The following is a 24,331-nucleotide window of genomic DNA, read 5'->3' on the forward strand; positions in this document are numbered from 1 at the left end:
TTAAACGTGTTGCAGGGCTTTTTCCGCGAGCTGAGCAAAATAGCGGGCAGCGGGTTCGATTAATGCTTCGTCCGGGTTAAATGCCGGGTGATGTAACCCAAACGGACTGTTGCTGCCAATGCTGACAAACGCGCCGGGTATGTTTTGCAGATAGACCGCGAAATCCTCCCCGCCCATGTGCAGTTCCGCATGCCGGGTTTCATATCCCGCTTCGCGCGCGACCGAGGTGGCAAACCCGGCCCAGTGCTCATCGTTCACCAGCGCGGTGGGCCCGGCGTACCAGGTGATGTTGATTTGCGCGCTAAAGGCGCTGGCAAATCCGGCGGCGATTTCACCGACGCGCGCTTTCACGTTCTGCTGCACTTCCGTGCGGTGCGTGCGCAGCGTGCCCTCCAGCTCAACGCTTTCCGGCAGCACGTTCCAGGTATTCCCCCCGGCGATGCGCGTCACGCTCAGAACAACCGAATCCAGCGTATTGACGTTACGGCTGGCTACGCTTTGCAGCGCGGTTACCAGCTGGCTTGCCAGCACGATGGCGTCGTTGCCTTCATGGGGACGTGCGGCATGCGCGCCTTTGCCGGTCACGTGAATAACGAAGCGATCAACGTTGGCATAGAACGGGCCGCCGCGCGTGGCAAACTCGCCGACCGGCAGTGACGGCTCGTTATGCATCCCGAAAATCGCGCGTACGTCGCGTAACGCCCCGGCCCGCACCATGCTTTTCGCTCCGCCGAAATTCTCTTCCGCTGGCTGGAACAGGATCCGCACGCGACCGTTGAGCGAGGCTTCCCGCTCTTTCAGCTTTAGCGCGGCGCCGAGGATCACGCTGGTGTGAATGTCGTGTCCGCAGGCATGCATCACCCCGGCGCGCCGGGAGCTAAACGGCACCCCGCTGCGCTCGTCGATGGGTAACGCGTCGATATCGGCGCGCAGCGCAACCAGTGCGTTGCCCGTGCCGATCTCCGCAACCAGCCCGGTCTGGAGATCGTAAGGCAGTGGGGCAATCCCGGCTGCCGTCAGCCACTCGCGCAGGCGCGCCGTTGTTTCGACCTCCTGACCAGAGAGTTCAGGGTTCTGGTGCAGCTCACGGCGCCAGGCAATCAGTTGTTCGCTAAAGCTCATACGGTAACCTCCCTGTTAAGACGCGCCTCGGCCAGCAGTCGCAGGGACTGTACGCGCGTTGCGCCATCAGCGACCGGCGTGTCGATGATAAATTCGTCAATCCCCCACTGCTGATGCAACGCGTTGAGCTGTTCAAGCACCGACGCCGCCGTTCCGGCCAGCAGAGACTGCGCCCGACGCGCGATGCGCACCGGTTCACTCCCCGCCTGCCGCGCAAAGGCGTAGGCCTGTTCTTCGCTGGCGACGGTGACGCGCTGTCCGTTTGCCAGCTCCACGCCCCACACTTCAACCTTCTGCGCCAGCGCATCGGCCTCAGCCTGGGTTGGGGCAACAATGGCCTGCACGGCCACAATCACCTCCCGGACGCTGTGTTGACGCCAGGCTGTGACGACCTCGCGCAGCAGCTCAGGATCACCGTTCAGATGGGCGGCAAAGACAAAATGCCAGTCGAGGGAGGCCGCCAGCAGCGCGCTTTCTGTGCTGGCGCCCAGCAGAAACCCCCGGGCAGGCACCGGCGGCAGCGGCGTGGCGCGAACGTCCTCCTCCGCTGACTGATTTTCAGGGCGGATCCAGCGATCGAGCTGCGTCAGTTGTTCAGCAAAGCTGCCTTTTTCCTGCTGATTAAGGCCGTGCTGCAAGGCGCGGGTAGAGAGCGGCAGACCGCCGGGCGCTTTGCCAACGCCCAGATCAACCCGGCCCGGCGCAATGGCGGCCAGTACGTTAAAATTTTCGGCGACTTTATAGGGGCTGTAATGTTGCAGCATGACGCCGCCTGAGCCCACGCGAATACGTTTTGTTTGCCCGAGGATCCAGGCAATCAGCAGCTCCGGCGAGGGGCTGGCAAGCTGCGGGGTATTGTGGTGTTCGGCAATCCAGAAGCGGTGATAACCCAGCGTTTCTGCCTGTTGCGCCAGTGCTAAGGTTCGCGCCAGCGCATCGGCGGCTGTTTCGTGTTCTGCGACGGGGCTTTTATCCAGAATGCTGATTCGCCATGACATGTTGCGTTCTCGTTTGACTTAACATGTCGTCATTATTAAAGGTGGATTTCACCTCTGAGAAACAATTAATTTACATTTGGATTGCCGGAAAACGGCAATAGAGAGTCTGTCATCGGCGTGATTTGAGCGATGTAATGAGTCTTTCCGCATCCTGCCGTCGGGTAATGCGGAGAAAGCGAATGTGTGCGTACTGCGGGTTTTGTATATCCGCCTCATATCGTTTGCGGTTGCTGCGCCAGGTTTTGATCGTCCAGATGATAATAGAGTCCTTGCTAAGGAACGACCGACGAAAGCTTTCGCGGTTCCCCGTGCCGGGCCAGAGCTCCTGTTTGTGCCAGGCGCGTCTGGAGGCCCGCGTCACCGCCTGCCAGAGCGTGCGGATAAACCCACGATCTATCCACACCACCAGATCGACGTCGCGCCACTTAACGTCGCGTGTGCGGTTGTAATTCCCGTCCAGGACCCAGTCAGGCGAGGCGGCGAGCGCTTTTTCCAGGGTTGCAAGAAACTCATCATCCGGTGTTCCCTGCCAGTTCGCTCGCCAGTAAAGCCTGTCCATTTCAATGTAAGGGATAGCCAGCGCCTCCGCGATTCGCCTGCCAAACGTACTTTTCCCACTTCCGCTGGTGCCTATGATATTGATTTTCACCGTTCCGCCTGCACATGCTGAAGAAAACGGATCGAATCATAACGTTAATAATTTGTTTACGAAACGCCAGACTACTCGTTCGGATACTGCTCGTCGGTGACCTTCTCCAGCCATGCCACCGGACTCCCGTCGACGGCTTCTGCGATGGCTATATGGGTCATGGCCGTCTGCGCGCTTGCGCCGTGCCAGTGCTTCACGCCGGGTGGGATCCAGGCGATATCACCCTGATTCAGCGGTTCCGCCTCTTTCCCCCACTCCTGTAACCAGCCGCGCCCCTGCGTCACGATCAGCGTTTGTCCAAGAGGATGCGTATGCCAGGCGGTACGTGCGCCGGGTTCAAAGGTGACGGTCGCGCCGCCGACTTTTGCCGGTTCAGTCGCCTGGAAAGGCGCGTCAATGCGCACGCAGCCGGTAAACCAGGCCTCTGGCCCCTGAACGGAAGGTAACGAACCGCTACGGATAATTTTCATGATTAACTCCTCGTTTGCTGTTGCGTTAACAGTAGCGTAAAGCCATGGGGAGCATTAGAGTGCATAATCAGAAAGGAACCATGAATTCATTTCATAAATCGAGTAAACCGCCATGTTAAAAGACAACTTCAACGATCTGCTTTCCTTTATGGTCGTCGCCCGGGAGCGCAGCTTTACCCGCGCCGCGGCGCAGCTTGGAGTATCTCAGTCGGCGCTCAGCCACGCAATGCGCAATCTGGAAACGAGGCTGGAAGTCCGTCTGTTAACCCGCACCACCCGTAGCGTGGCCCCTACCGAGGCCGGCGAGCAACTCTTTATGCGCTTAAGCCCCCATCTGCTGGAGATCGAGCAGGAACTCACCGCGCTGCGTGATACCCGCGACAGACCTGCCGGGAATATTCGCCTTACCGCCGGGGAGCACGCCATGTCTGCGGTGCTGTGGCCTGTGCTTAAACCCTTTATGGCGCAGTATCCTGACATCAACGTTGAAGTCACGGTGGACAATGGGCTGACTGATATTGTCGATGGCCGCTTTGACGCGGGGGTGCGTCTGGGTGAGCAGGTGGCGAAAGATATGATTGCCGTTCGTATTGCGCCGGACATGCGCATGGCGGTCGTCGGGTCGGCAGAGTATTTGCAACGTTTCGGCGTACCGGAAACGCCGGAGCAGCTTGATCAGCACCGCTGCATTAATATGCGCCTGCCCACACGCGGCGGATTATATGCCTGGGAATTTGAACGGGACGGACGTGAGCTGCGCGTGCGGGTTGACGGCCAGCTGATCCTCAACAGCCTGCCGCAACGCATCGATGCCGCCGAAAACGGTCTGGGGCTGGCGTACGTCCCGGAAGATGCGGTTCAGGACGCCCTTGCTGAGGGCCGGTTAGTGCGTGTGCTTGAAGCCTGGTGTCCGGTTTTTACGGGATACCATTTGTACTATCCGAGCCGCCGCCAGCACACTACCGCCTTTGCATTACTCATTGCAGCCCTGCGGCATTCATAGTCTCTACCTATAAGTAACTATTAAGTAAACCTGATGATTAAATCAGCATTCACAGACCTTTTTGCCTAAAAAAACGCCACGATTCAGCGCGTTGTGATCCCCGTCTGCTCTGACCACACGATTTCCTTCGACGTGCATCACTTTCGGCACGGTTATATTTTGCGTCGCTTATCAATTGCGGGTAGGATGCCTCGCCATGTTTTGCCTTATCCATACACAGAATGACTGGAAAGGCAGCATGTGTCTGCGCAGAAGCAATCGTTTGTTTCGGCATCTGCCAGGCAGGACTATCACGTTAATGGTTCAGACAGGCAAACAGGTAACTCAATGAAAACAAGCAATAAAAGCGCAGCCGATCATCATGCTGCGAAACGTCGCTGGTTGAACTCTCATGAAGAGGGCTATCACAAGGCGATGGGCAACCGTCAGGTGCAGATGATCGCCATCGGCGGCGCTATCGGTACAGGTCTGTTTTTAGGTGCAGGCGCACGTCTGCAAATGGCTGGCCCCGCTCTCGCCCTGGTCTATCTGGTGTGCGGGATCTTCTCTTTCTTCATTCTTCGCGCCCTCGGCGAACTGGTACTCCACCGCCCTTCCAGCGGCAGTTTTGTCTCTTACGCCCGCGAGTTTCTTGGTGAAAAAGCCGCGTATGTCGCGGGCTGGATGTACTTCGTTAACTGGGCGATGACCGGTATCGTCGATATCACCGCCGTTGCGCTGTACATGCACTACTGGGGCGCGTTTGGCGATGTGCCGCAGTGGGTGTTCGCTCTTGGGGCGCTGGCAATTGTCGGGACCATGAACATGATCGGCGTGAAATGGTTCGCCGAAATGGAGTTCTGGTTCGCGCTGGTGAAGGTGCTGGCCATTGTGATCTTCCTGGTGGTCGGGACCGTATTCCTCGGCACCGGTAAACCGCTGGACGGTAACGCAACCGGCTTCCACCTGATTACCGATAACGGTGGTTTCTTCCCGCACGGCCTGCTGCCAGCGCTGGTTCTGGTGCAGGGGGTAGTGTTCGCCTTTGCCTCCATCGAACTGGTCGGTACGGCGGCAGGTGAATGTAAAGATCCGCAGACGATGGTGCCAAAAGCCATCAACAGCGTGATCTGGCGTATCGGTCTGTTCTATGTGGGTTCCGTGGTGCTGCTGGTACTGCTGCTGCCGTGGAATGCATACCAGGCGGGGCAAAGCCCGTTTGTGACCTTCTTCTCTAAGCTGGGCGTGCCGTACGTGGGCAGCATCATGAACATCGTGGTACTGACCGCCGCGCTCTCCAGCCTGAACTCCGGGCTCTATTCGACCGGCCGTATCCTGCGCTCCATGTCGATGGGAGGGTCTGCGCCGAAGTTTATGTCGAAGATGAGCAGGCAGCAGGTGCCTTACGCGGGTATTCTTGCCACGCTGGTGGTGTATATCTTTGGCGTGTTCCTGAACTATCTGGTGCCGTCTCAGGTGTTTGAGATCGTGCTGAACGTCGCTGCGCTGGGCATTATTGCTTCCTGGGCCTTTATCGTGGTGTGTCAGATGCGTCTGCGCAAAGCGATCAAAGAAGGAAAAGCGGCTGACGTCAGCTTCAAGCTGCCGGGCGCACCGGTGACCTCCTGGCTTACCCTGCTGTTCCTGCTGAGCGTGCTGGTGCTGATGGCCTTCGACTACCCGAACGGTACTTACACCATCGCGACGATTCCACTGCTGGCGGTTCTGCTGATTGCTGGCTGGTTCGGCGTGCGTAAACGCGTGAATGAAATCCACAGTACCGCACCGGTTCATCCTGGAGATGACAAACAGGACGGTCCGCTGGTGGAAGAAACCTCGCGTTAATAAAAAAGCCGGGTGGCGGCTTCGCCTTACCCGGCCTAAATCTCATTGTTTTGTAGGCCCGGTAAGCGCACCACCACCGGGCAATTCCCACATTAGAGCGCGATACGAATCACATCGTCAGGCTGGGTCGCTTCCTGCTGACGGGTTGATTTCTGTTTCACCGTCACGTACAGCGTTTTACCGTCCGCAGACAGCGCCAGGCTGTTCGGGTAAACCGGGGTATCGTAGGTTTTGGTCACTTTGTAGGTTTTGGCGTCAATCACGCTCACCTTACCCGCCTCGCGGTGCGTCACATAGGCTTCGTTACGCGCCGGGTTAAACAGTACGGCCAGCGATGCTGGCGCGGCGATTTTCTGCATCACGCTGCCATCTTTCAGATTCACCACCAGCACTTCTGGCTGTTTTGAATCCGTCACGAACGCACGCTGGCCGGCAGTGTCCAGGCTCAGGTTCAGGTAGAAGTGCTCTTTTCCGTCATCCTGCACTTTTTTACGGCTGAGGATTTTGTTGGTTGCCGTATCAATGGTCACCAGCTCGCCGTCCGCATTGGTGGTATACAGGCGTTTTGCCTTCGCATCCAGCGCCAGCCCGGTACTGAACGTGCCGGTGTTCGTGATGGTGTCCTTCAGCTTCAGCGTTGCGCCATCAACAACCCAGATCACGCTCTCCTTGCCGATGCCGGTAATGTATACCGTATTGGTCGTGTCATCGGCCACCAGCTGGCGCGGCTGAAGCGGCTTCACCGTGTCGCTACGCTTGCGATCGTCCAGCACCAGGCGCCCTTTCACCTCGCTCGTTTTGGCGTCAATCGCCGTCACGGCGCTGTTGACGGTGTTTCCGAACCACAGCGTCTGGGTGGCGTTATCGATCGTGGCGCCAAACGGCTTGAGATCGTTATGAATCGCCTGCGTCACTTCCAGCGTGACCGGATCCAGACGATAGACCACGCCGCCCTTATCGGTTTTGCGGCTTTGTGACGTCGCAACCCACAGCGCGTTTTCCTGCTGGCTGACGGCCATTTCATACGCGCCCTTGCCGACCGCTTTGCGCAGCATCTCTTCAGCGGCATGAACCTGGAACGTACCGGCAAACAGTAAAGAGCCCAACAGCAGAGACCCACGCAGGCGCGGCGAGCACAGATGACGTAAAGACATAACAATTCCTTTTTAAATGAGGAGATTTACCGCTGACATCACTTCCGGTGGGCAAAGTCATCGCTTTGCCGTTATTTTAATGAGAATAGTAATCATTAATGAGTTGAATGTGGAGTATTTCTTTCCTTCAAAGCCTTACATTCACGAAATGTGCGGTTATAGTTTTCATAACATTTACAAAGGATTTAACATATATACACAGGTTCCAGTTGATTTGGTTCGAATTTTTCTTAACCGGTTTACTCCATGAAAATTATTACTGCCCGCAAGGCATCACTACCACTGCTGTTCGTTCCCGTCATTTTTGGCCCGCTGAGTGCGATGGCCGCAGATGAACAGACTCTGATCGTCAGCGCCACGCCGCAAACCGTCTCCGAACTGGACACCCCGGCCGCAGTCAGCGTGGTCCGCGGCGAGGATATGCGACATGCCACACCGCGCATCAACCTTTCTGAATCCCTTGGGAGCGTACCAGGCCTGCAAATTCAGAACCGCCAGAACTATGCTCAGGATCTGCAACTTTCCGTTCGCGGATTCGGCGCGCGTTCAACCTTCGGCGTACGCGGGATCCGCATGTACGTGGACGGCATTCCGGCAACCATGCCCGACGGCCAGGGGCAGACGTCAAACATTGACCTCAACAGCATTGAGAGCGTCGACGTGCTACGCGGCCCCTTCTCTGCCCTGTACGGCAATGCCTCCGGCGGCGTGATCAACATCAACACCCAGACCGGACAACAGCCAGCCACAATTGAAGCCAGCAGCTATTACGGCAGCTACGGCACCTGGCGTTACGGCATGAAGGCTACCGGTGCGGTGGGCGACGGGACTCAGGCGGGGGATGTGGACTATGCGGTATCCACCACCCGCTTCACCACCCATGGCTATCGCGACCACAGCGGCGCACGGAAAAACCTCGCCAACGCGAAACTGGGCGTGCGCATTGATGATGTCAGCAAGCTAACGCTGATTTTTAACAGCGTGGACATGAAAGCCAACGATCCGGGCGGACTGAGCTATCAGGAGTGGCAGAATAACCCACGCCAGTCCCCCCGTGGCGATCAGTACAACACGCGGAAGACCATTAAGCAGACCCAGGCCGGGATCCGCTATGACCGTCAGCTGAGCGAACAGGACGACCTCAGCGTGATGATGTATGCCGGTGAGCGTGAAATGACCCAGTACCAGTCCATTCCGGCATCTACTCAGCGTGACAATCCTGCGCATTCGGGCGGCGTAATTGATATGCAGCGCCACTATCAGGGTATTGATACCCGCTGGACCCACCGCGGCGAGCTGCTGGTGCCGGTAACGTTTACCACCGGCCTTAACTACGAAAATATGAGTGAAAATCGCCGCGGGTATGAAAACTTTGTGATGAACAACGGCGTGCCGGATTTTGGCGTGAAGGGTAACAAACGCCGTGACGAACGTAACCTGATGTGGAACCTTGATCCCTACCTGCAAACCCAGTGGCAGCTCACGCAAAAGCTGTCCGTTGAGGCGGGCGTGCGTTACAGCTCCGTCTGGTTTGACTCCAACGATCATTACATTACCCCGCAAAACGGCGATGACAGCGGTGACGCCAGCTACCATAAATGGCTCCCGGCTGGTGCGGTGAAATACGCCGTGACCGACGCCTGGAACCTGTATGCCGCGGCGGGACGGGGATTCGAGACCCCGACCATCAACGAACTCTCCTACCGTTCTGATGGCAAAGGCGGCCTCAATATTAATCTGCAACCGTCAACCAACAACACCTATGAGATTGGCAGCAAAACCCGCATCGGCAATGGCATCCTGACGGCGGCGCTGTTCCGCACGGATACCGACAACGAGATTGTGGTGGACGAAAACAAAGATGGTCGCACGACCTATAAAAATGCGGGGAAAACGCGCCGTCAGGGTGTGGAAATTGCGCTCGACCAGCAGTTTGCCGAGAACTGGAAGCTGAAAATGGCGTGGACCTATCTCGATGCGACCTACCGTACCAACGTCTGTAGCAATGCAGACTGTAGCGGCAACCGGATGCCGGGGATTGCCCGTAACATGGGGTATACGTCGTTTGGCTGGGAGCCTGAGGAAGGCTGGTACGCGGGGGCAGATGCCCGCTACATGAGCGACGTGATGGCAAACGACACCAATACCGCCAAAGCGCCCTCTTATACCGTGGTCGGTCTGAATACCGGGTATAAACTCAATTACGGCAAATGGGGAATGGACATCTTTGGTCGCGTCGATAACCTGTTCGATAAAGAGTACGTCGGTTCAGAGATTGTTAACGCTGGCTACAATCGCTATTACGAACCCGCCCCTGGCCGTAACTATGGCGTGGGCCTGTCAGTCTCTTATCGCTTTGAGTAAAACATTCTCCGGCAGCGCACGTTGCCGGTAAAAATAACATCATTCCCGGTAGCCTGAAGCGCCGGGAATATACTCAGGGAAGTTTAAAACGAATAAACAAATAAGTGCGCGAGTGCGATCCTTAACTGTAGTATTGCCGTTGCAGGAGGATATTGGCTTCATCAATGGCGCGGTCGATCGCTTCCCGGCTGGCCAGCACGTCCCTTTGCTCAAGCGCAGAAAGCAGATCGGCATAATGATAGGTCGTTGCAGGGATATCTTTCATCTCTTCGTGCAGGTAGTTGATACACGGACCAATCCGTACCCAGAGCTGCTCAATCAGGGAGTTCAGGGTCGGCATTTCGGCATACTGATAGAGCGTAAACCGGAACACGCGGTTGGCATGGATCGCCTTCTGCACGTCGCCCTGATGCATGGCGGTGCTGAAGTTATCTGACAGCGCGCGTAATGTATCCAGTTTGGTTTCGGTCATATTCTGACACGCCGCCGCAACGGCCATTGGCTCAAGCTGTTTTCGGATGGCGTTAATTTCGTTATAACGCTCCAGCGTAACCTCTGGCACCAAAAACGCCTGAGCAGGCGTGGCCTGTAATGCGCCCGCCGACACCAGGCGCAGCAGGGCTTCGCGCACCGGTGTGATGCTGGTGCCTAATTTATCGGCAATCTCTTTCGTGATGAGTCGAGCCCCAGGTTTTAATGAGCCCGTAATTAACGCTCCCTTTAAACTGTTCTCAACTTGCATCGTCAGACTGATTCTTTGTGCTTTTTCCAGATTTTCCAAATCAAGCATGTTTAATTCCCGTAGCCAAAACAAAATGCCATTTTCAGCGACTGTTTAAAAAAACATCGCCGGTTTGATATATCCTGTATCGTCATGCCTGGTATGAAGGGCGCGCGTTAAAATAAAAATTGTTCAATTAATATTACGTTTACCACTTCTGGCTCAGCTGGGCCGATGGCGCGCAATGCTTATGGATTAATTAAAGACAATATATCGTATCTTCACAAATAATTATGGCGGACTTTGCCCGCCATAACCGATGCTCTGTTTAGTCCGCCGCCACGCGGATCACGACCTTGCCGAAGTTTTTCCCTTCCAGCAGCCCAATCAGCGCCTCTGGCGCCGCGTCCAGCCCTTCGGTGACCTGCTCGCGATAGTGTATTTTGCCTTCCTGCACCCAGCGTCCCATTTCCTGCTGGAACTCGTCGATACGATGACCATAGTCCTGAGCGATGATAAAGCCCTGCATGCGGATGCGTTTTTTGAGGATGGTCCCCATCAGTAGCGGCAAGCGATCCGGACCCTCCGGCAGGTTGGTGGCGTTGTAGCCGCTGACCAGTCCGCAAACCGGCACGCGCGCGGAGGTATTCAGGAGTGGCAGCACGGCGTCAAAGACTTTACCGCCGACGTTTTCATAATACACGTCAATGCCCTGCGGGCAGGCTTTCGCCAGCTGTTCGGCAAAATCATCCGCATGGTGATCCAGACAGGCGTCGAAACCGAGCACGTCGACCGCATGACGGCATTTCTCCTCCCCGCCGGCCACACCGATAACCCGGCACCCTTTGATTTTACCGATCTGCCCCACCGTTGCGCCGACCGGCCCCGTGGCTGCCGCCACGACAAGCGTTTCCCCCGCCTGAGGCTGACCGATATCAAGCAGCCCCATATACGCGGTAAAGCCCGGCATCCCCAGCACGCCGAGTGCCCATGAAGGGTGCGACGGGTTTTCGCCCAGCCTGACCAGCCCTTTCCCGTCGGAAAGTTCATACTCCTGCCAGCCACTGTAGCCCAGAACCCACTCGCCCTCTTTATAATCCGGATGGCGGGAGGTCTCGACGCGGCTTACCGTGCCGCCCACCATCACCGCGCCAATCTCGACAGGAGGTGAATAGGATGGCGCATCGCTCATACGGCCCCGCATGTACGGATCAAGCGAGAGCCATACGGTGCGTAATAACACCTGCCCCTCTGCGGGCGTGGGGATCGGCTGCTCTTCCAGGCGGAAATTTTCGGCAACCGGTGCGCCGTGTGGACGGGAAGCCAGTACCCAGCGTCGGTTTTGCGTAGTTGATTGACTCATTCATCGCTCCTTAGTGCTGAAAATGTCATTCAAGTCTGGCACGTTATCCTGCGGATCGCCTTTGCATTATAAGCCGGACTGATTAAGCCGCACGACCAGATAGAGGCACGATTCATCCGTTTCGTTGATAAACCGGCAGTCGTTCGGCGGCCCAAGTTCCAGACAATCTCCGGCCTTCATTTCATGGCGGGTATCCCCCTCCAGAAAGACCAGTTCACCTGCCTGCAACCAGATCAGCTGTCGCGCCAGCGCATAAGAGGAGGCGGGCATCGGCACATCGCTGCCTGCGGGCAGTTCCACCTGGACGAGGTCGATAGGCATATCGCTGCGCGGCGACACATGGCGACGCAAATAGTGGGTTTGCGGATCGCGCCAGACGGGCTGGTTCGCCAGACGTAACAGTTTGCCCTCCTGCATTTCCGCGCGCGCAATGAGCGTAGACATGCTAATACCGAAGGCACCGGATAACCGCGCAAGCAGCGTCGCCGTTGGGCTACTGTCACCCCGTTCAATCTTATGGATCATGGCGCGTGAGATACCTGCCCGTTCGGCCAGTTCGCTTAATGACCAGCCCCGCGACTCGCGTTCAAGGCGTATACGGGCGCTAATGCGTTGATTCATATTGTCTGTCATTGTGTTCATGACGTCATACTATAGTGTACGGATGGTTATTCGGGGCAATTTGTTGACAAAAAAATAGGGATTTTGTCGTAGCGATGCAATACAAGAACTGTGTAATATTGTGAGTGAATCGTACTACTATAGTGAACAACACAGCCAGAGGTTAACCATGATTGTTCGTCATGCCTGTAAAGAAGATTGTGCCGCTATCGGTGAAATTTATAACCATGCGGTGCTGCACACCGCCGCCATCTGGAACGATACAACTGTCGACACCGATAACCGTATTGCATGGTTTGAGGCGCGTACGCTGTTGGGTTATCCGGTGCTGGTCAGTGAAGAAGAAGGTGTTGTGACGGGATACGCCTCATTTGGCGACTGGCGAGCGTTCGACGGTTTTCGCCATACGGTGGAGCACTCGGTTTACGTTCATCCCGATCACCAGGGCAAAGGCATTGGTCGACTGCTAATGACGGAATTAATCAAGGAAGCCCGCCAGATTGGTAAACATGTGATGGTTGCCGGTATCGAGGCGCAGAACCAGGCGTCGATTCATCTGCATGAAACCCTGGGCTTTGTTACCACCGGAAATATGCCGCAGGTGGGAACCAAATTCGGTCGCTGGCTGGATTTAACCTTTATGCAACTCCAGCTCGATGAGCGCAGCGATCCGGATGCTCTGCCATGAATCAATCGTTGACGTTAGCGTTTCTGGTGGCCGCCGGGATTGGGCTGGTGGTGCAAAACACCCTGATGGTGCGCATTACGCAATCCTCTTCCACCATTCTTATCGCCATGCTGCTGAACTCGCTGGTGGGGATTGTGCTGTTTGTCAGCATTTTGCTTATGAGAAATGGCCTGGCGGGGTTTAGCGAACTGGCGTCAACGGTGCGCTGGTGGACGTTGATCCCCGGCCTGCTGGGGTCATTTTTTGTCTTTGCCAGTATTAGCGGGTATCAGAATGTGGGCGCGGCAACGACCATTGCCGTGCTGGTGGCAAGCCAGCTGATTGGCGGCCTGGTGATGGACATCCTCAAGAGCAACGGTGTCCCCCTGCGGGCGCTGGTTGGCCCGGTCTGCGGCGCAGTGATGCTGGTGGTCGGCGCCTGGCTGGTGGCACGGCGCCAGTTTTAACCCTTACAGGATAGTCCCACCCTGCGTGAGGTGGGCATGGCGCGCCTCCGCCTCTTCTTTATGCTGCTTACCATGATGCGCAATCGCGGTACGCAGGCGCTGCTGCTGGGTATAGCGATCTTCACGGCTGAGCTCTGCATCGTCGCTTAATTCGATCAGCAGTTCGTTCATGTGGGTAATTATGCTCTCTTCGATGGCGGCATCGACGCGGGCGATAACATCGTTTAAATGTGACATTGTCACTCCTTTTCACGTGCCCGGTGGCGCTACGCTTACCGGGCCTACGGGTGCTAAATGTAGGCTCGGTAAGGCATAGCCGCCACCCGGCAAGAATACGATCAGTTCAGCTTCGCTTTCGAGAAGTCACTGCCCATCAGACTCACGCTGTACCCGGTCACGTTGCTGCGGGTCGCATAGAACGTTTTGCCGTTAGCTAACGCAATCCACGGTGCCTGCTGGTAGAAAATCTCCTGTGCCTGGCCATACAGCTTCGCACGTTCATCCGGGTTGCTGGTCAGTTTGGCCTTTTGCACCAGCTCATCATACCCCTTATCACACCAGCGCGCGGCGTTAGATCCGGTTTTGATGCTGTTACAACCCAGCAGCACATCGGCGAAGTTGTCCGGATCGCCGTTATCAGACATCCAGCCGAACAGCGCGGAATCATGCTCGCCTTTACGCATGCCGGAGAGATATTCCCCCCACTCGTATGAGACGATTTTCGCCTTCACGCCCACTTTCGCCCAGTCAGCCTGGATCATCTCCGCAATGCGTCGCGAGTTCGGGTTGTACGGACGCTGAACCGGCATGGACCAGAGGGTCACTTCCGCGCCCTTATCCAGACCCGCCTGCTTCAGCAGCGCTTTCGCTTTTTCCGGATCGTAGCCGTAATCCTTCAGGTCTTTGTTAAAGCCGAGCATGTTCGGCGGGATCGGCGATTTAGCGACCGTACCAGACCCCATAAAGACCGCGTTAACAATGGCCTTTTTGTCCGTTGCGTAATTCAGAGCCTGGCGCACCAGCACGTTATCAAACGGTTTTTTCTCCGTGTTGAACGCCAGGTACCCCACGTTCAGCGCATCCACCGAGTGCAGGGTCAGGTCTTTGTTTTTCTTGATCGCTTCAAACTGCACCGGCGACGGCGCAGGAATGATCTGACACTCGTTCGTTTGCAGCTTAGCCAGACGCGTCTCAACGTTTGGCGTGATGGAGAAGATCAGGTGTTTGGTCGGCACCTCACCCTCCCAGTAGTTCGGATTGGCGACGTAGCGGATCAGCGAATCCACCTTGTACTGCTGAAGCACATACGGGCCGGTGCCGATTGGCCAGGTGTCCACATATTCAGGTGTCCCCTTTTTCAGCATCGCGTCCGCGTACTCGGCAGAGAGGATCGAGGCGAAGTCCATTCCCCAGTCGGCGAGGAACGCCGCGTTGGGTTCACTCAGCGTGAACTGAACGTGATAATCGTCGATCTTTTTCACATCCTGAATGAGCTTGTCGAGGCCCACGTCATTAAAGTATTCGTAATTACCCTGGGAAACATTGTGATAGGGATGCTTAGGGTCTTTCTGACGCATAACGGAGAAAATAACGTCATCAGCGTTAAAATCACGGGTCGGTTTGAAGTATTTATTGCTGTTGAACTTTACCCCTTTACGCAGGGTAAACGTGTATGTTTTGCCGTCTGGCGAAATGGTCCACGACTCGGCCAGAGAAGGCACCGGCGTGTTTTTTACCGGGTCGAAGTTAATCAGACGGTTATACAGCGTTTGCGAGCTGGCGACAAATGAGGGCCCAGAGCTGGCGATCTGCGGGTTAAACGACTCCGGCGACGCCTCGGAGCAGTAGATAATGGTGTCTTTGTTTTCCGCCCATGCGGCGCTTGCCGGTAGCAGCGCGCTGAGCGCGAGGGCCAGCACGGTTTTCCCTGTAGACATGGTTATTACCCTTTCGGTTTTATTATAGTGAACAGTAATAACAGCACAGACGTTTTGGCCTGACAAATAACGAATCACTATCAGGTTATTCTAAAGCCGTACATTTCGCTGGTTTTAGCATCAGCCCGCAGAAACCGATTTGCCTTAAGGTCCATTATTCGTCAAGCACAACCGTCACGATCAATGCCGCAAGAAATCGTCCCTTTTGCCGTCTCCTCAGCCGTTTGCTTGCTTACCTGATTCGCTAAAGTAATGGCGTGAAAAAGTCTACAGGACCAAATCGTGGCAAAAACACTTTTACGCAGCGGTAATCTGGATGATTTTCAGGCCGTTGGCGGCGGCGGACAGGCCGTTTTTGAATCAGCGCTGCAAATCCGCGAAGCGCTTCGGTTGCGCAAACAGCAGGCTATCGTTGATTGCCTGGCCATCCCCCAGGTCAACGACGGCGGCGATCGCGTTGACTGGTACTCCCCGGTTGAGGGAACCGTCTCCAGCTGGAAGGCGGCGGATGAAGATGATCGTTATCGCGCCCTGCGCTATCTGGAAAACACGCTCGCCAGCGTGGAGTCGCTGAGTAAAAAATGCCTTCAGTCACCGAAAACGGCGCAGCAACTGTTTGGCTCTCTGCTCTCAAAAGCCTTTCAGTTTCCCGGTGAAAACTTTGTTTTCCTGGTGGATGGCAAACCGGTGCTCTGCTTCTGGGGTTTCGTCAACCTTAACGAAAACGCGCGCGACGACGTGCTGGACTGCCTGCGCGAATCGTTGGTCACTGAACCTGAGCCAGTGGTGATTAACGAGCCTGAACCTGAACCGGAGCCAGAACCGGCCCCGGTGGTGACCTTTGAGCAGGCCGACGCGCCGCTTATCACGCCTGTGACTACAGTCCGTATCACCGACGATGAACTGTATACGCCAGAGCCGGTGCGCATGAACGCCGCGCCGCCAGAGCCCGCACCGGCGGCCATACAGAAAAAACGTCGCTCCCCCCTGTGGTTGCTGCCGGTTGCCGCCGTCATTATTGCAGCCATCGCCACCCCGCTGCTCTGGCCAAAACAGGCCCCAATCGCAGCGCCTGTTGCCACACCAGCGCCAGTACCCGTCGCCATTGCTCCGGCCCCCATAAAGTCGGTTGAGCCGCTTGAACTGAAACTCCCGCTGCACCAGGCCGAAGTGGTAGAGCCGAAGGTGAAAACGCCTGCCCCGGCAGCCGAACCGGTGGTCATTACCGCGATACCGAAAGATGCGATGGTGATGGAGGCAAACCAGGTCAAAGCGGGGTTAACGCGCTTCCTGAACGGCACCTGGCGCGCGTTTCTCGATGTGCAGGATCCGCTCACCGGCAAACCGCCGTCGCTGCGCTACCAGATCCAGAACAATAAAGGTTTCGCCCGGGTCGTGCATGGCGACAACATTGTCTGCCGGGTAGACGTCTTTTCCGGATTACACAGCAACGGCGAGCTGTTGATCAAAACGCGCGGAAACGCGCGTTGCACCGACGGTTCACGCTATCCGATGCCGGAAGTGACCTGTAAGGCAGGTGCCAGCGATGTGGCGGAATGCACCGCACGTTACGATGCCAACACCGTCGTTCCTCTGACGTTCAAGAAAGCAGGTGTCTGATCCTATGCTGGTTAATCTTTGCGACTATAAACAGAGCGTGACGCTGATTGCTAACAGCGGCGTGCAGTTTCTCGATTTTGGCCTGACTCCGCAGGACACCGCCAGCAACGGGCGTTTCGTGCGTAAAACGGCAAATGGCCCGCTGCTGCGTCTGGATTTTGACCTGGTTAACGGCCGGTACACGCTCCCTGCCACCGATGGCGGGCAGCCGGAAGTGGTCAAGCCTGAAAGCACCATTCCACTGCATGACTCCCTGACCGTGCTGGACGGCGTCTGGCTGCCGATCCCTTTCCTGCGCTTTAACCCGCCGCGGACGTTTGTTGAAGGCCCGGATAACTGGGCGCGCGTCCAGGTACGAAAGCTTTCCACGCCCGACGCAGCTGGCAATACGCACCGGGTCACCGTCGCGCTCGACAGCCAGATTGCAGAGCATGCGACGTCTGCCCTGTCGCCGGTTGAAAACGATATCCTGAACGGCACACGTTTCGCGCTCGCCTGGCGCGACAGTGAGGTTGAAAGTTTCCTCGACCAGACCTGGATTGACGGCTGGCTCCGTGAAGCCTTCACGCAGTTTGCCGACGGGGTTGAAAAACGCTCCGAGCGCGAGCTGCATCAGGCCATGCGCAGCTTTGAATATCAGGCGCACTGGCTCAACCTGCTCTCCATGCTCGGTGAACAACTCACCGTGCCGGAAGTGAAGTTTGTCACCCATACCCTGAGCACCCCTGCTATTCCTGTCGATTTGATCCTTGACGTAGGCAACACCCACACCTGCGGCGTGATTATTGAAGATCATGGTGATGCCAACGACGGCCTGCGTCAGACGGCTGAACTTCAGGTACGATCGCTGAGTGAGCCGCAGTTCCTGAATGAGCCGCTGTTTACCAGCCGTCTTGAGTTTTCCGAAGCGCGTTTTGGCAAGCAACACTTCTCGGTGGAAAGCGGCCGGGAGGATGCATTCGTCTGGCCGTCGATTGTCCGCGTGGGTGATGAAGCGCGTAAGCTGGCAATGCAGCGTCTGGGCACCGAAGGCAACAGCGGCATTTCCAGCCCGCGTCGCTATCTGTGGGACGAGACGCCGGTGGTGCAGGACTGGCGCTTTAGCCAGATGAACAGCAAAACCCAGCGCGAACCGCTGGCAACTGCGTTTCCGCTGATGAACCTGATGAACGACGACGGGGAACCGCTCTTTACGCTGCCGCAGGATGAGCGCCTGCCGGTGTTCTCTCCGCAGTACAGCCGCAGCACCCTGATGACGCACATGCTCTGCGAGCTGCTGGCTCAGGCGCTTGGCCAGATTAACAGCGTGGCCACCCGCCTGCGGCTCGGCTTCCCGGCCTCTCCCCGCCAGTTGCGGACGCTGATCCTCACCCTGCCGTCGGCGATGCCGAAACAGGAGCGCGAGATTTTCCGTCGCCGCATGTTCGAAGCCATCGCCATCGTCTGGAAAGCGATGGGCTGGCACCCGCAGGATGAAGATTTTGCCAGCCGCAAGCAGCAGGAAAAAAGCGTGGTGCCGGTCCCTGAGATCCAGATGGAGTGGGACGAGGCCAGCTGCGGCCAGCTGGTGTGGCTGTATAACGAAGCCATTTCCCATTTTGGTGGCCAGACCGAGGCCTTTTTCGCCTCCCTCGCCCGTCCGGATCGCGCGCCTGAGCCTGGCGTCCAGCCGGGGCGTGCGCTGCGCGTGGCCTCGATTGATATCGGCGGCGGCACGACGGATATGGCCATCACGCACTATCAGTTAGATGATGGTTCCGGGAATAACGTCAAAATCACCCCGCAGCTGCTGTTCCGCGAAGGGTTTAAGGTAGCCGGTGACGACACGCTGCTGGACGTGATCCAGCGCTACGTTCTGCCCGCCCTGCAAACCCAGCTTCAGAAATCCGGCATAGCCGATGCCTCCCAGCTGATGGCATCCCTGTTCGGTGACTCCGGGCGGATCGATACCCAGGCGGTCCTGCGCCAGCAGACGGCGCTTCAGCTCTTTATGCCGATCGGTCACGCGATCCTGGCGGCGTGGGAATCGAGCGATGTTGACGATCCGCTGGCCGGGCTGCATGCCACCTTTGGCGATCTGCTTGCGCAAAAACCGACGCGCAACGTGATGAATTATCTCCAGCAGGCGATCGACCATGCGTTGCCTGCCGGCTCAGAACACTTTGATCTGTTCAGCGTACCGCTGCACGTCAGCTTCCGGGAGATGCGGGACGCCATGCTGGCGGGTCAGTTCACGCTTGCCGCCCCGCTTCATGCGGTATGTGAGGCGATCTCTCATTACAGCTGCGATATCCTGCTGATCACGGGACGGCCGGGCTGTCTGCCGGGCGTTCAGGCCTTGATTCGCCACCTGCAACCGGTGCCCGTCAACCGCATCGTCTGGCTGGATAAATACCAGGTTCATGAATGGTATCCGTTCAGCCAGCAGGGACGGATCGGCAACCCGAAATCCACCGCTGCGGTGGGAGCGATGCTCTGTAGCCTGGCGCTGGATCTTCGTCTGCCGCGCTTTAACTTTAAAGCAGCGGATATCGGCGCGTACTCTACGGTGCGCTATCTGGGCGTGCTGGATAACACGATCAATACCCTGCGGGACGAGAACGTCTGGTATCACGATATCGACCTCGATAAACCCGGCGCGAAACTGGACGCCCGTCTGCACTTCCCGCTGCGCGGCAACGTTACGCTCGGCTTCCGGCAGTTGGCCAATGCCCGCTGGCCCGCGACGCCGCTCTATACCCTGAGCATCAACTCAGCCGAGCTGGCGAAAACCATTGCGGGCGACGGCGTACTGAACGTGCGTCTGAAGCTGCGTGGCGACACTAAGCAGGAAGGCCCGGAATCTTTCGAGCTGAGTGATGCCTGGCTACAGGACGGCACGCCCGTGCCGCCGGATGCCCTGACCTTTAAACTGAATACTCTGGCCGATCGCCGACACAGCGGCAGCCACTACTGGATCGACAGCGGGAGCGTATACCTCAAATGACTGCGACGACTGCCACCACTCAGGCCTTAATCGGGTGGATCAACGAGACGCGACAGCACGCCCCGATGCTGGATAACGAAGCCGACGCACTGCTTGCCCGCCTTAACGCAGTAAGCGCGCGTGAAGAGGCGCTCGATCGCGCCTTTGTCAGCCAGGGCAGCATCGGCTTATACGGCCACTCGCAGGCCGCAAAAGCGCACCTGCTGGCCGCCCTGTGCGGCAGCGGCAACGAACGGCTGAACGTTACGCCGGGTCAACGCACGTTTGATTACTTCTCGCATATTAACCCCGGGCATGCACCGACCAACATGGCCGTGCGTTTCAGCAGAGCGTCCCGCGAGGTCGCAGACGACGCGTTTCCCCTGCGCCTGCGCCTGGTAACGGAGGCCGAGCTGGTGCAGCTGTTTATCGCGCGCACCACGCTGGATCCGCAGATCCGCGCGGTGGATAAATCGGTGATTGAAGCCCGGCTTGAGAAGTGGCGGGCGCTGCGTCAACCGCAGAGCGTGCCGGGAATGACGGCGCGGGAAGTCGCGACCATTGCCCGGTTCTGGCAAAGCGTAGTACCCGGCGCTAAGCAGCATATTGATGATGCCCTGTGGCACCAGTTTGCCCTGCTGGTTCCGTCGCTTGATCTCAGCACCCGCGCCAGCGTCTGGTCTCTGCTGTGGGGTGAGCAGCAGGAGTTAACCCAGCAGTGGCTTAAATTCGCCCAGGTGCTGCATCAAACCAGCCATGCCAGCGCGCTTGCGGCGCCGTTGAGTCTGCTGGTGGACAGCTTTGGTCTGCCCTGCGAAGGCTTCCTTACTCACGGGGCGTTTACCGTGCCGGAAGCACAGGAAACACTGCTTCATCCGGTAAAAAACGGCGAGCTGCTTAACGCCATTAGCCTGCCGGTCGATGTACTGGCATCTCTGACCCGCGAAGTGGTGCTGCCCGTTGAGAACTGCGTGCTGGATAACGTTGACGTCATTGATATCCCTGCCATTTCTGAGGAAAACACGCCGCTGATGATGCAGGCAAAATGCCTGTGGTTGCTGGAACATTATCGTCAGCACATTCAGCCGGATGTCCTGGTTATCTGCAATGCGACGGCGCACCACCAGCAGACCGCGAAAACGGCAAGGCTCCTGCAAAACTGGGTCAAAGAGACGCAGCCGGTTGAAGAATCCGCATTGCCGGGGCTGGTCTGGGCCATTACCCCTCATGATGCGCGGTTTACCACAAAGCAGAATCTGGACGAAGCGGTGCAGCAATTGCTGGGCCAGCCGGGTCTGCGCTGGGGCACGCTCCAGGCGCTCGATACCCACAGCATGCAGCGGGTGATTGAGTGGCTGTCGCAGGCTACCCTGCCGGCACAGCGCCAGAAGCGTCTCCGCGCGCTGAAAAGGCTGTTACAAGAGTCGCTGTCGACGCTGATTCGCCCATATGTCGCGCCTCTCACTCAGGAGCCAGGCGCAGGGCGGGCACAGGCCGAAAAAATGGTCCGAACGCTGCAAGGCAGTGCCGCTCGTCATGGTGAACTGCTTGAGGGACTTCTGCCGCCGTTAAACGCGTTTGAGACGCTGCTGACCGTTCACCAGCCTCGTGAGGAACAGGTCAACGGCCTGTTTAACGATGTTATCGATCTGTTTGCGGAAGAGACGCAGGAAAATCCAGGCGCGTTGCAGACCAAAGACAAGGCGCGGCTGGCCCATAACGTGTGGGTTAACCATCTTCGTCAGTGGAGTCGCAACGACGCGGCGGCTGCCCGTCTGGGCCTGGACGCAGAGGTATTACAGCAGATTGCGGATGTGCTGATCGTTACCAGCTACCGGCTGGATCTGCCGCTGCAACTGCAACGCATTGCAGAAAAAGATAAAAGCAGTGCCGCGCAGCTGCATGCCGCGACAGGCAATTTCATTAGCTGGCTTGGCTATGAAATGACGCCCGTTTCTGAACGGCCTGCAAGCCGGATCCGCAAAGGTCAGCCAATTTTTGTGACGCCAGTTGTGAGCAGCGCTTCTCCCCGTCTTACCCGACTTGGCGAGCAGCCTGTCCATGCGGCGACAGCCTATGTTTATGACTGGCTGGTTGCGCTCTACACCCGCGCGATTGAAAACGTGGATTATCAGTGCCCGTATGACGTTCAGCCTGCTGCGCGGAAAGCCTTGTCTGCCCTGCTGTCTTAATCATTGCAGCCCGCAGCAATGCGGGCTACCCCTTCATGAGCCGTTTATGAAGCCAGATAAAGCCTGAGCCAACGCTGACGGGTTTTCCCAGGACATTGAATGGCCCGCATCAGGGATAATTTTTACAGCAACATTGTTTTGTTGCAGGCGATTAAAATCGTCATCAGGCAGGGATCGCTCACCAAAAACTAACATTACCGGGCAGCTCAATGACAAGAACAGGTGTGCCCAGTCAGGTTTAACGCCCTCGACCAGGCTTGTTGCGCCGCGCCAGACGGCCCAGGGGGCATTGCTTTGAAGGCTTCCAGCCCACGGCGACGTTTCCGCCCGCAGCATGTCATCATAGCCCTGAGCCAGAAAATGTTGTTCCGTTTGGGCCGCAATTGCTCGGCTGAACATCCCGCCACCCGCATGAAAATTGGGTTCAGATACTATCAGGCCCTTAACGCGCGACGTTAACAGTGCTGCCGTTTCGATCGCGATACTCCCTCCCATGCTATGACCATACAGCCATAGACTATCCAGGGCGAGATGGTTTAACAGTTCAACCACCACCTGCGCCTGTTCGCTCGTGCGATAACGGTAGTTGTCAGGTTTGTCACTGTAACCGCTACCGGGAAGATCGATCAGAATGGCTCTGCGCCCCCCGAAACGGGTATCACAGACAATACGAGGATATTCATACGACGATGCACAGCCCAACCCGTGGATAAACACAACCGGGTCACCGACACCGGGAAGATCTTGCCAGCGCACAGTGCAGCCTGCTTGCTGCGAATAGAAACTGATCATAAGCACTCCATGTATGACGGACTGTATATTTATACAGCCTCAATGTATGGAATGCTATGTCTGGATGCCGATTCTGGAAGCGTGCTTCAGAAAAGAGAGATCAACAGGGCAACAGGAAAGCTCATCGGCCAGGTGGAACCCACCAGGAATGCGCTCAGCAGGCGAATACGTTTACGATCTTTAGACAGGAACCAGGTGATTAATGCGCAGATGGAGGCCATGATTGCGTAGAACACCAACATCTTTTGATACAACGTCATTCTGTTTACCTGAGCCGAAAAATAACCGCACGCAATATGCGTCATATGTTGACACAGATCAAGTTTTTTCGTTACATCATAACCACTTAAATACTAAGGATAATAACAACTGAGTACCTTGTGTAACAACGCCGGGTAAAGCAAAACGGTTATTATTGATAAGATGCATATTAAATGCACTTTTTGATAAATCCATCCCCTCAGAAAGCAGTTTAATACCAGCAGGCTTTTAAGGGAGGAAACATGCTACGCATTCCGCAGAGTTGCATTCACACCCGTTCCACGCCTTTCTGGAACAAAGAAACGGCCCCCGCCGGCATTTTTAAACGCCACCTGGATACGGGCACGCGTCCGGGCGTTTACCCTCGCCTGTCGGTGATGCGTGGCGCAGTGCGTTATCTGGGCTATGCTGATGAATTTACCTCTGAGCCTGACAGCGAGCTCGTCATTGAAGCGGGTCGTTTCGGCGTTTTCCCGCCAGAGAGATGGCACCACATTGAGGTGATGACCGACGACACCCTGTTCAATATTGAATTCTTTGTTGAACCTGAGGTGCTTAAGTCCCTTTAAGCGCCCGCCAACATGAAGGAAACTATTATGTTACGTATTCCTGAAAACTTTGTTCATACCCGCTCGACGCCGTTCTGGAATAAAGAGACCGCCCCAAAAGCGCTTTTTACCCATCACAACACCAAAGCCGGCGTGTACGGTCGGTTGTCCGTCATGCAGGGTGCGGTGCGTTACTTTGGCTTTGCCGATGGCGACGCCACCGAGCCCGATCTGGAAGTGGTTATTGAGGCCGGTTCTTTTGGCATCTCCCCACCGCAAAAATGGCACCGCATTGAGCTACTGACCGACGACACCTATTTTAATATCGACTTTTTTGCGGATCCTGCCGTCACGCTCAGCGGTGCGGGCATCGGTAAAGTGGTCAATACGCATAAGGAGTAGATAATGGGTAAGGCTACCTATACCGTGACCGTCACCAACAACAGCAACGGCGTGTCGGTGGATTATGAAACAGAAGCGCCAATGGAGCTGTTGATCCCGGACGTCGCGGCAGATGTCGTGAAGGATCTGGTGAACACCGTTCGCGCCTACGATACGGAAAATGAACACGAGGTCTGTGGCTGGTAAGCTGA

General features: G+C 56.6%; 23 protein-coding genes. 11 read left to right on the forward strand and 12 right to left on the reverse strand.

Translation table 11 applies throughout. The annotated features are described in order from the left end of the window. The 4 genes from IMQ56_RS14935 to IMQ56_RS14950 form a co-directional block, all read right to left on the reverse strand. Entirely contained in the window at nucleotides 1–1,122 is a 1,122-nt protein-coding gene (locus IMQ56_RS14935; RefSeq protein WP_017382285.1) for an amidohydrolase, read from the reverse strand. Further along, nucleotides 1,119–2,120, reverse strand: coding sequence for an LLM class flavin-dependent oxidoreductase (locus IMQ56_RS14940; RefSeq protein WP_047056841.1), 1,002 nt, complete (start codon nucleotides 2,118–2,120; stop codon nucleotides 1,119–1,121). The genes IMQ56_RS14935 and IMQ56_RS14940 overlap by 4 nt, the downstream gene beginning before the upstream one ends. A gap of 109 nt (nucleotides 2,121–2,229) precedes the next feature. Next, nucleotides 2,230–2,769, reverse strand: coding sequence for a shikimate kinase (locus IMQ56_RS14945; protein WP_023303788.1), 540 nt, complete (start codon nucleotides 2,767–2,769; stop codon nucleotides 2,230–2,232). Nucleotides 2,770–2,840: 71 nt separating this feature from the next. Further along, nucleotides 2,841–3,239: a cupin domain-containing protein gene (locus tag IMQ56_RS14950; protein ID WP_015570456.1), complete on the reverse strand. Its 399-nt coding sequence runs from the start codon at nucleotides 3,237–3,239 to the stop codon at nucleotides 2,841–2,843. 112 nt (nucleotides 3,240–3,351) lie between these two features. On the opposite strand from IMQ56_RS14950, the gene IMQ56_RS14955 reads away from it, so the two are divergent. Together IMQ56_RS14955 and ansP are read left to right on the forward strand one after the other, a co-directional pair. Beyond that, a complete protein-coding gene (locus IMQ56_RS14955) occupies nucleotides 3,352–4,242 on the forward strand; it encodes a LysR family transcriptional regulator (protein ID WP_196063958.1) in 891 nt (296 codons plus the stop codon). 327 nt (nucleotides 4,243–4,569) lie between these two features. Further along, complete coding sequence (gene ansP / locus IMQ56_RS14960; protein ID WP_194302598.1) at nucleotides 4,570–6,066, forward strand: L-asparagine permease; 1,497 nt, start codon at nucleotides 4,570–4,572, stop codon at nucleotides 6,064–6,066. A gap of 92 nt (nucleotides 6,067–6,158) precedes the next feature. Here the strand turns inward: ansP and IMQ56_RS14965 are convergent, their stop codons facing one another. Next, the gene (locus IMQ56_RS14965; protein ID WP_196063957.1) at nucleotides 6,159–7,220 is read right to left on the reverse strand and encodes a YncE family protein; all 1,062 of its coding nucleotides are present in this window, start codon (nucleotides 7,218–7,220) and stop codon (nucleotides 6,159–6,161) included. A 246-nt stretch (nucleotides 7,221–7,466) separates the two neighbouring features. Between IMQ56_RS14965 and pqqU the strand changes: the two genes are divergently transcribed. Continuing rightward, complete coding sequence (gene pqqU, locus IMQ56_RS14970; RefSeq protein ID WP_196063956.1) at nucleotides 7,467–9,584, forward strand: TonB-dependent receptor PqqU; 2,118 nt, start codon at nucleotides 7,467–7,469, stop codon at nucleotides 9,582–9,584. Nucleotides 9,585–9,705: 121 nt separating this feature from the next. On the opposite strand, the gene IMQ56_RS14975 is transcribed toward pqqU, so the two are convergent. From IMQ56_RS14975 to IMQ56_RS14985, 3 genes are all read right to left on the reverse strand, one after another. After that, nucleotides 9,706–10,374, reverse strand: a complete 669-nt coding sequence (locus tag IMQ56_RS14975; protein ID WP_090278474.1) for a GntR family transcriptional regulator — start codon at nucleotides 10,372–10,374, stop codon at nucleotides 9,706–9,708. Nucleotides 10,375–10,633: 259 nt separating this feature from the next. Continuing rightward, nucleotides 10,634–11,668 carry an NADP-dependent oxidoreductase gene (locus IMQ56_RS14980; protein ID WP_047051056.1) on the reverse strand — a complete coding sequence of 345 codons (1,035 nt, stop codon included), beginning with the start codon at nucleotides 11,666–11,668 and terminating at the stop codon, nucleotides 10,634–10,636. 66 nt (nucleotides 11,669–11,734) lie between these two features. Next, nucleotides 11,735–12,310, reverse strand: a complete 576-nt coding sequence (locus IMQ56_RS14985; RefSeq protein ID WP_196063955.1) for a helix-turn-helix domain-containing protein — start codon at nucleotides 12,308–12,310, stop codon at nucleotides 11,735–11,737. 148 nt (nucleotides 12,311–12,458) lie between these two features. On the opposite strand from IMQ56_RS14985, the gene IMQ56_RS14990 reads away from it, so the two are divergent. Then, a complete protein-coding gene (locus tag IMQ56_RS14990; protein ID WP_015570449.1) occupies nucleotides 12,459–12,977 on the forward strand; it encodes a GNAT family N-acetyltransferase in 519 nt (172 codons plus the stop codon). Continuing rightward, nucleotides 12,974–13,423, forward strand: a complete 450-nt coding sequence (locus IMQ56_RS14995) for a DMT family transporter (RefSeq protein ID WP_196063954.1) — start codon at nucleotides 12,974–12,976, stop codon at nucleotides 13,421–13,423. The genes IMQ56_RS14990 and IMQ56_RS14995 overlap by 4 nt, the downstream gene beginning before the upstream one ends. A 3-nt stretch (nucleotides 13,424–13,426) precedes the next feature. Here the strand turns inward: IMQ56_RS14995 and IMQ56_RS15000 are convergent, their stop codons facing one another. Next, nucleotides 13,427–13,660, reverse strand: coding sequence for a YdcY family protein (locus IMQ56_RS15000; RefSeq protein ID WP_017382275.1), 234 nt, complete (start codon nucleotides 13,658–13,660; stop codon nucleotides 13,427–13,429). 101 nt (nucleotides 13,661–13,761) lie between these two features. After that, complete coding sequence (locus tag IMQ56_RS15005) at nucleotides 13,762–15,360, reverse strand: ABC transporter substrate-binding protein (RefSeq protein WP_196063953.1); 1,599 nt, start codon at nucleotides 15,358–15,360, stop codon at nucleotides 13,762–13,764. Nucleotides 15,361–15,642: 282 nt separating this feature from the next. Here IMQ56_RS15005 and IMQ56_RS15010 point away from each other — a divergent pair, with 282 nt between their 5' ends. Genes IMQ56_RS15010 through IMQ56_RS15020 form a run of 3 tightly spaced genes read left to right on the forward strand, consistent with a single transcriptional unit; the run spans nucleotide 15,643 to nucleotide 22,137 of the window. After that, nucleotides 15,643–16,980 (forward strand): SrfA family protein, encoded by a 1,338-nt coding sequence (locus tag IMQ56_RS15010; protein ID WP_196063952.1) that lies wholly within the window; start codon nucleotides 15,643–15,645, stop codon nucleotides 16,978–16,980. Nucleotides 16,981–16,984: 4 nt separating this feature from the next. Continuing rightward, entirely contained in the window at nucleotides 16,985–19,966 is a 2,982-nt protein-coding gene (locus IMQ56_RS15015) for a virulence factor SrfB (RefSeq protein WP_196063951.1), read from the forward strand. Beyond that, the gene (locus tag IMQ56_RS15020) at nucleotides 19,963–22,137 is read left to right on the forward strand and encodes a virulence factor SrfC family protein (RefSeq protein WP_196063950.1); all 2,175 of its coding nucleotides are present in this window, start codon (nucleotides 19,963–19,965) and stop codon (nucleotides 22,135–22,137) included. Before IMQ56_RS15015 ends, IMQ56_RS15020 begins: the two co-directional genes overlap by 4 nt. Before the next feature lie 33 nt (nucleotides 22,138–22,170). Here IMQ56_RS15020 and IMQ56_RS15025 read toward each other — a convergent pair whose 3' ends face one another. Together IMQ56_RS15025 and IMQ56_RS15030 are read right to left on the reverse strand one after the other, a co-directional pair. Continuing rightward, nucleotides 22,171–22,929, reverse strand: a complete 759-nt coding sequence (locus tag IMQ56_RS15025; protein ID WP_023303798.1) for an alpha/beta hydrolase — start codon at nucleotides 22,927–22,929, stop codon at nucleotides 22,171–22,173. Between the two features lie 86 nt (nucleotides 22,930–23,015). Next, nucleotides 23,016–23,189, reverse strand: a complete 174-nt coding sequence (locus IMQ56_RS15030; protein ID WP_003856960.1) for a GhoT/OrtT family toxin — start codon at nucleotides 23,187–23,189, stop codon at nucleotides 23,016–23,018. 243 nt (nucleotides 23,190–23,432) lie between these two features. Here IMQ56_RS15030 and IMQ56_RS15035 point away from each other — a divergent pair, with 243 nt between their 5' ends. From IMQ56_RS15035 to IMQ56_RS15045, 3 genes are read left to right on the forward strand one after another with little or no spacing between them, the layout of a single operon-like run. Then, nucleotides 23,433–23,759 (forward strand): DUF1971 domain-containing protein, encoded by a 327-nt coding sequence (locus IMQ56_RS15035; RefSeq protein WP_023303799.1) that lies wholly within the window; start codon nucleotides 23,433–23,435, stop codon nucleotides 23,757–23,759. A gap of 27 nt (nucleotides 23,760–23,786) precedes the next feature. Continuing rightward, a complete protein-coding gene (locus IMQ56_RS15040; protein WP_003856958.1) occupies nucleotides 23,787–24,140 on the forward strand; it encodes a DUF1971 domain-containing protein in 354 nt (117 codons plus the stop codon). Nucleotides 24,141–24,143: 3 nt separating this feature from the next. Next, complete coding sequence (locus IMQ56_RS15045; RefSeq protein ID WP_003856955.1) at nucleotides 24,144–24,326, forward strand: DUF1869 domain-containing protein; 183 nt, start codon at nucleotides 24,144–24,146, stop codon at nucleotides 24,324–24,326. Nucleotides 24,327–24,331: the final 5 nt, after the last annotated feature.

Origin of the sequence: Enterobacter sp. Res13-Sevr-PEC09-46 (assembly GCF_015672585.1) — a bacterium.
Lineage (GTDB): Bacteria > Pseudomonadota > Gammaproteobacteria > Enterobacterales > Enterobacteriaceae > Enterobacter > Enterobacter hormaechei_C.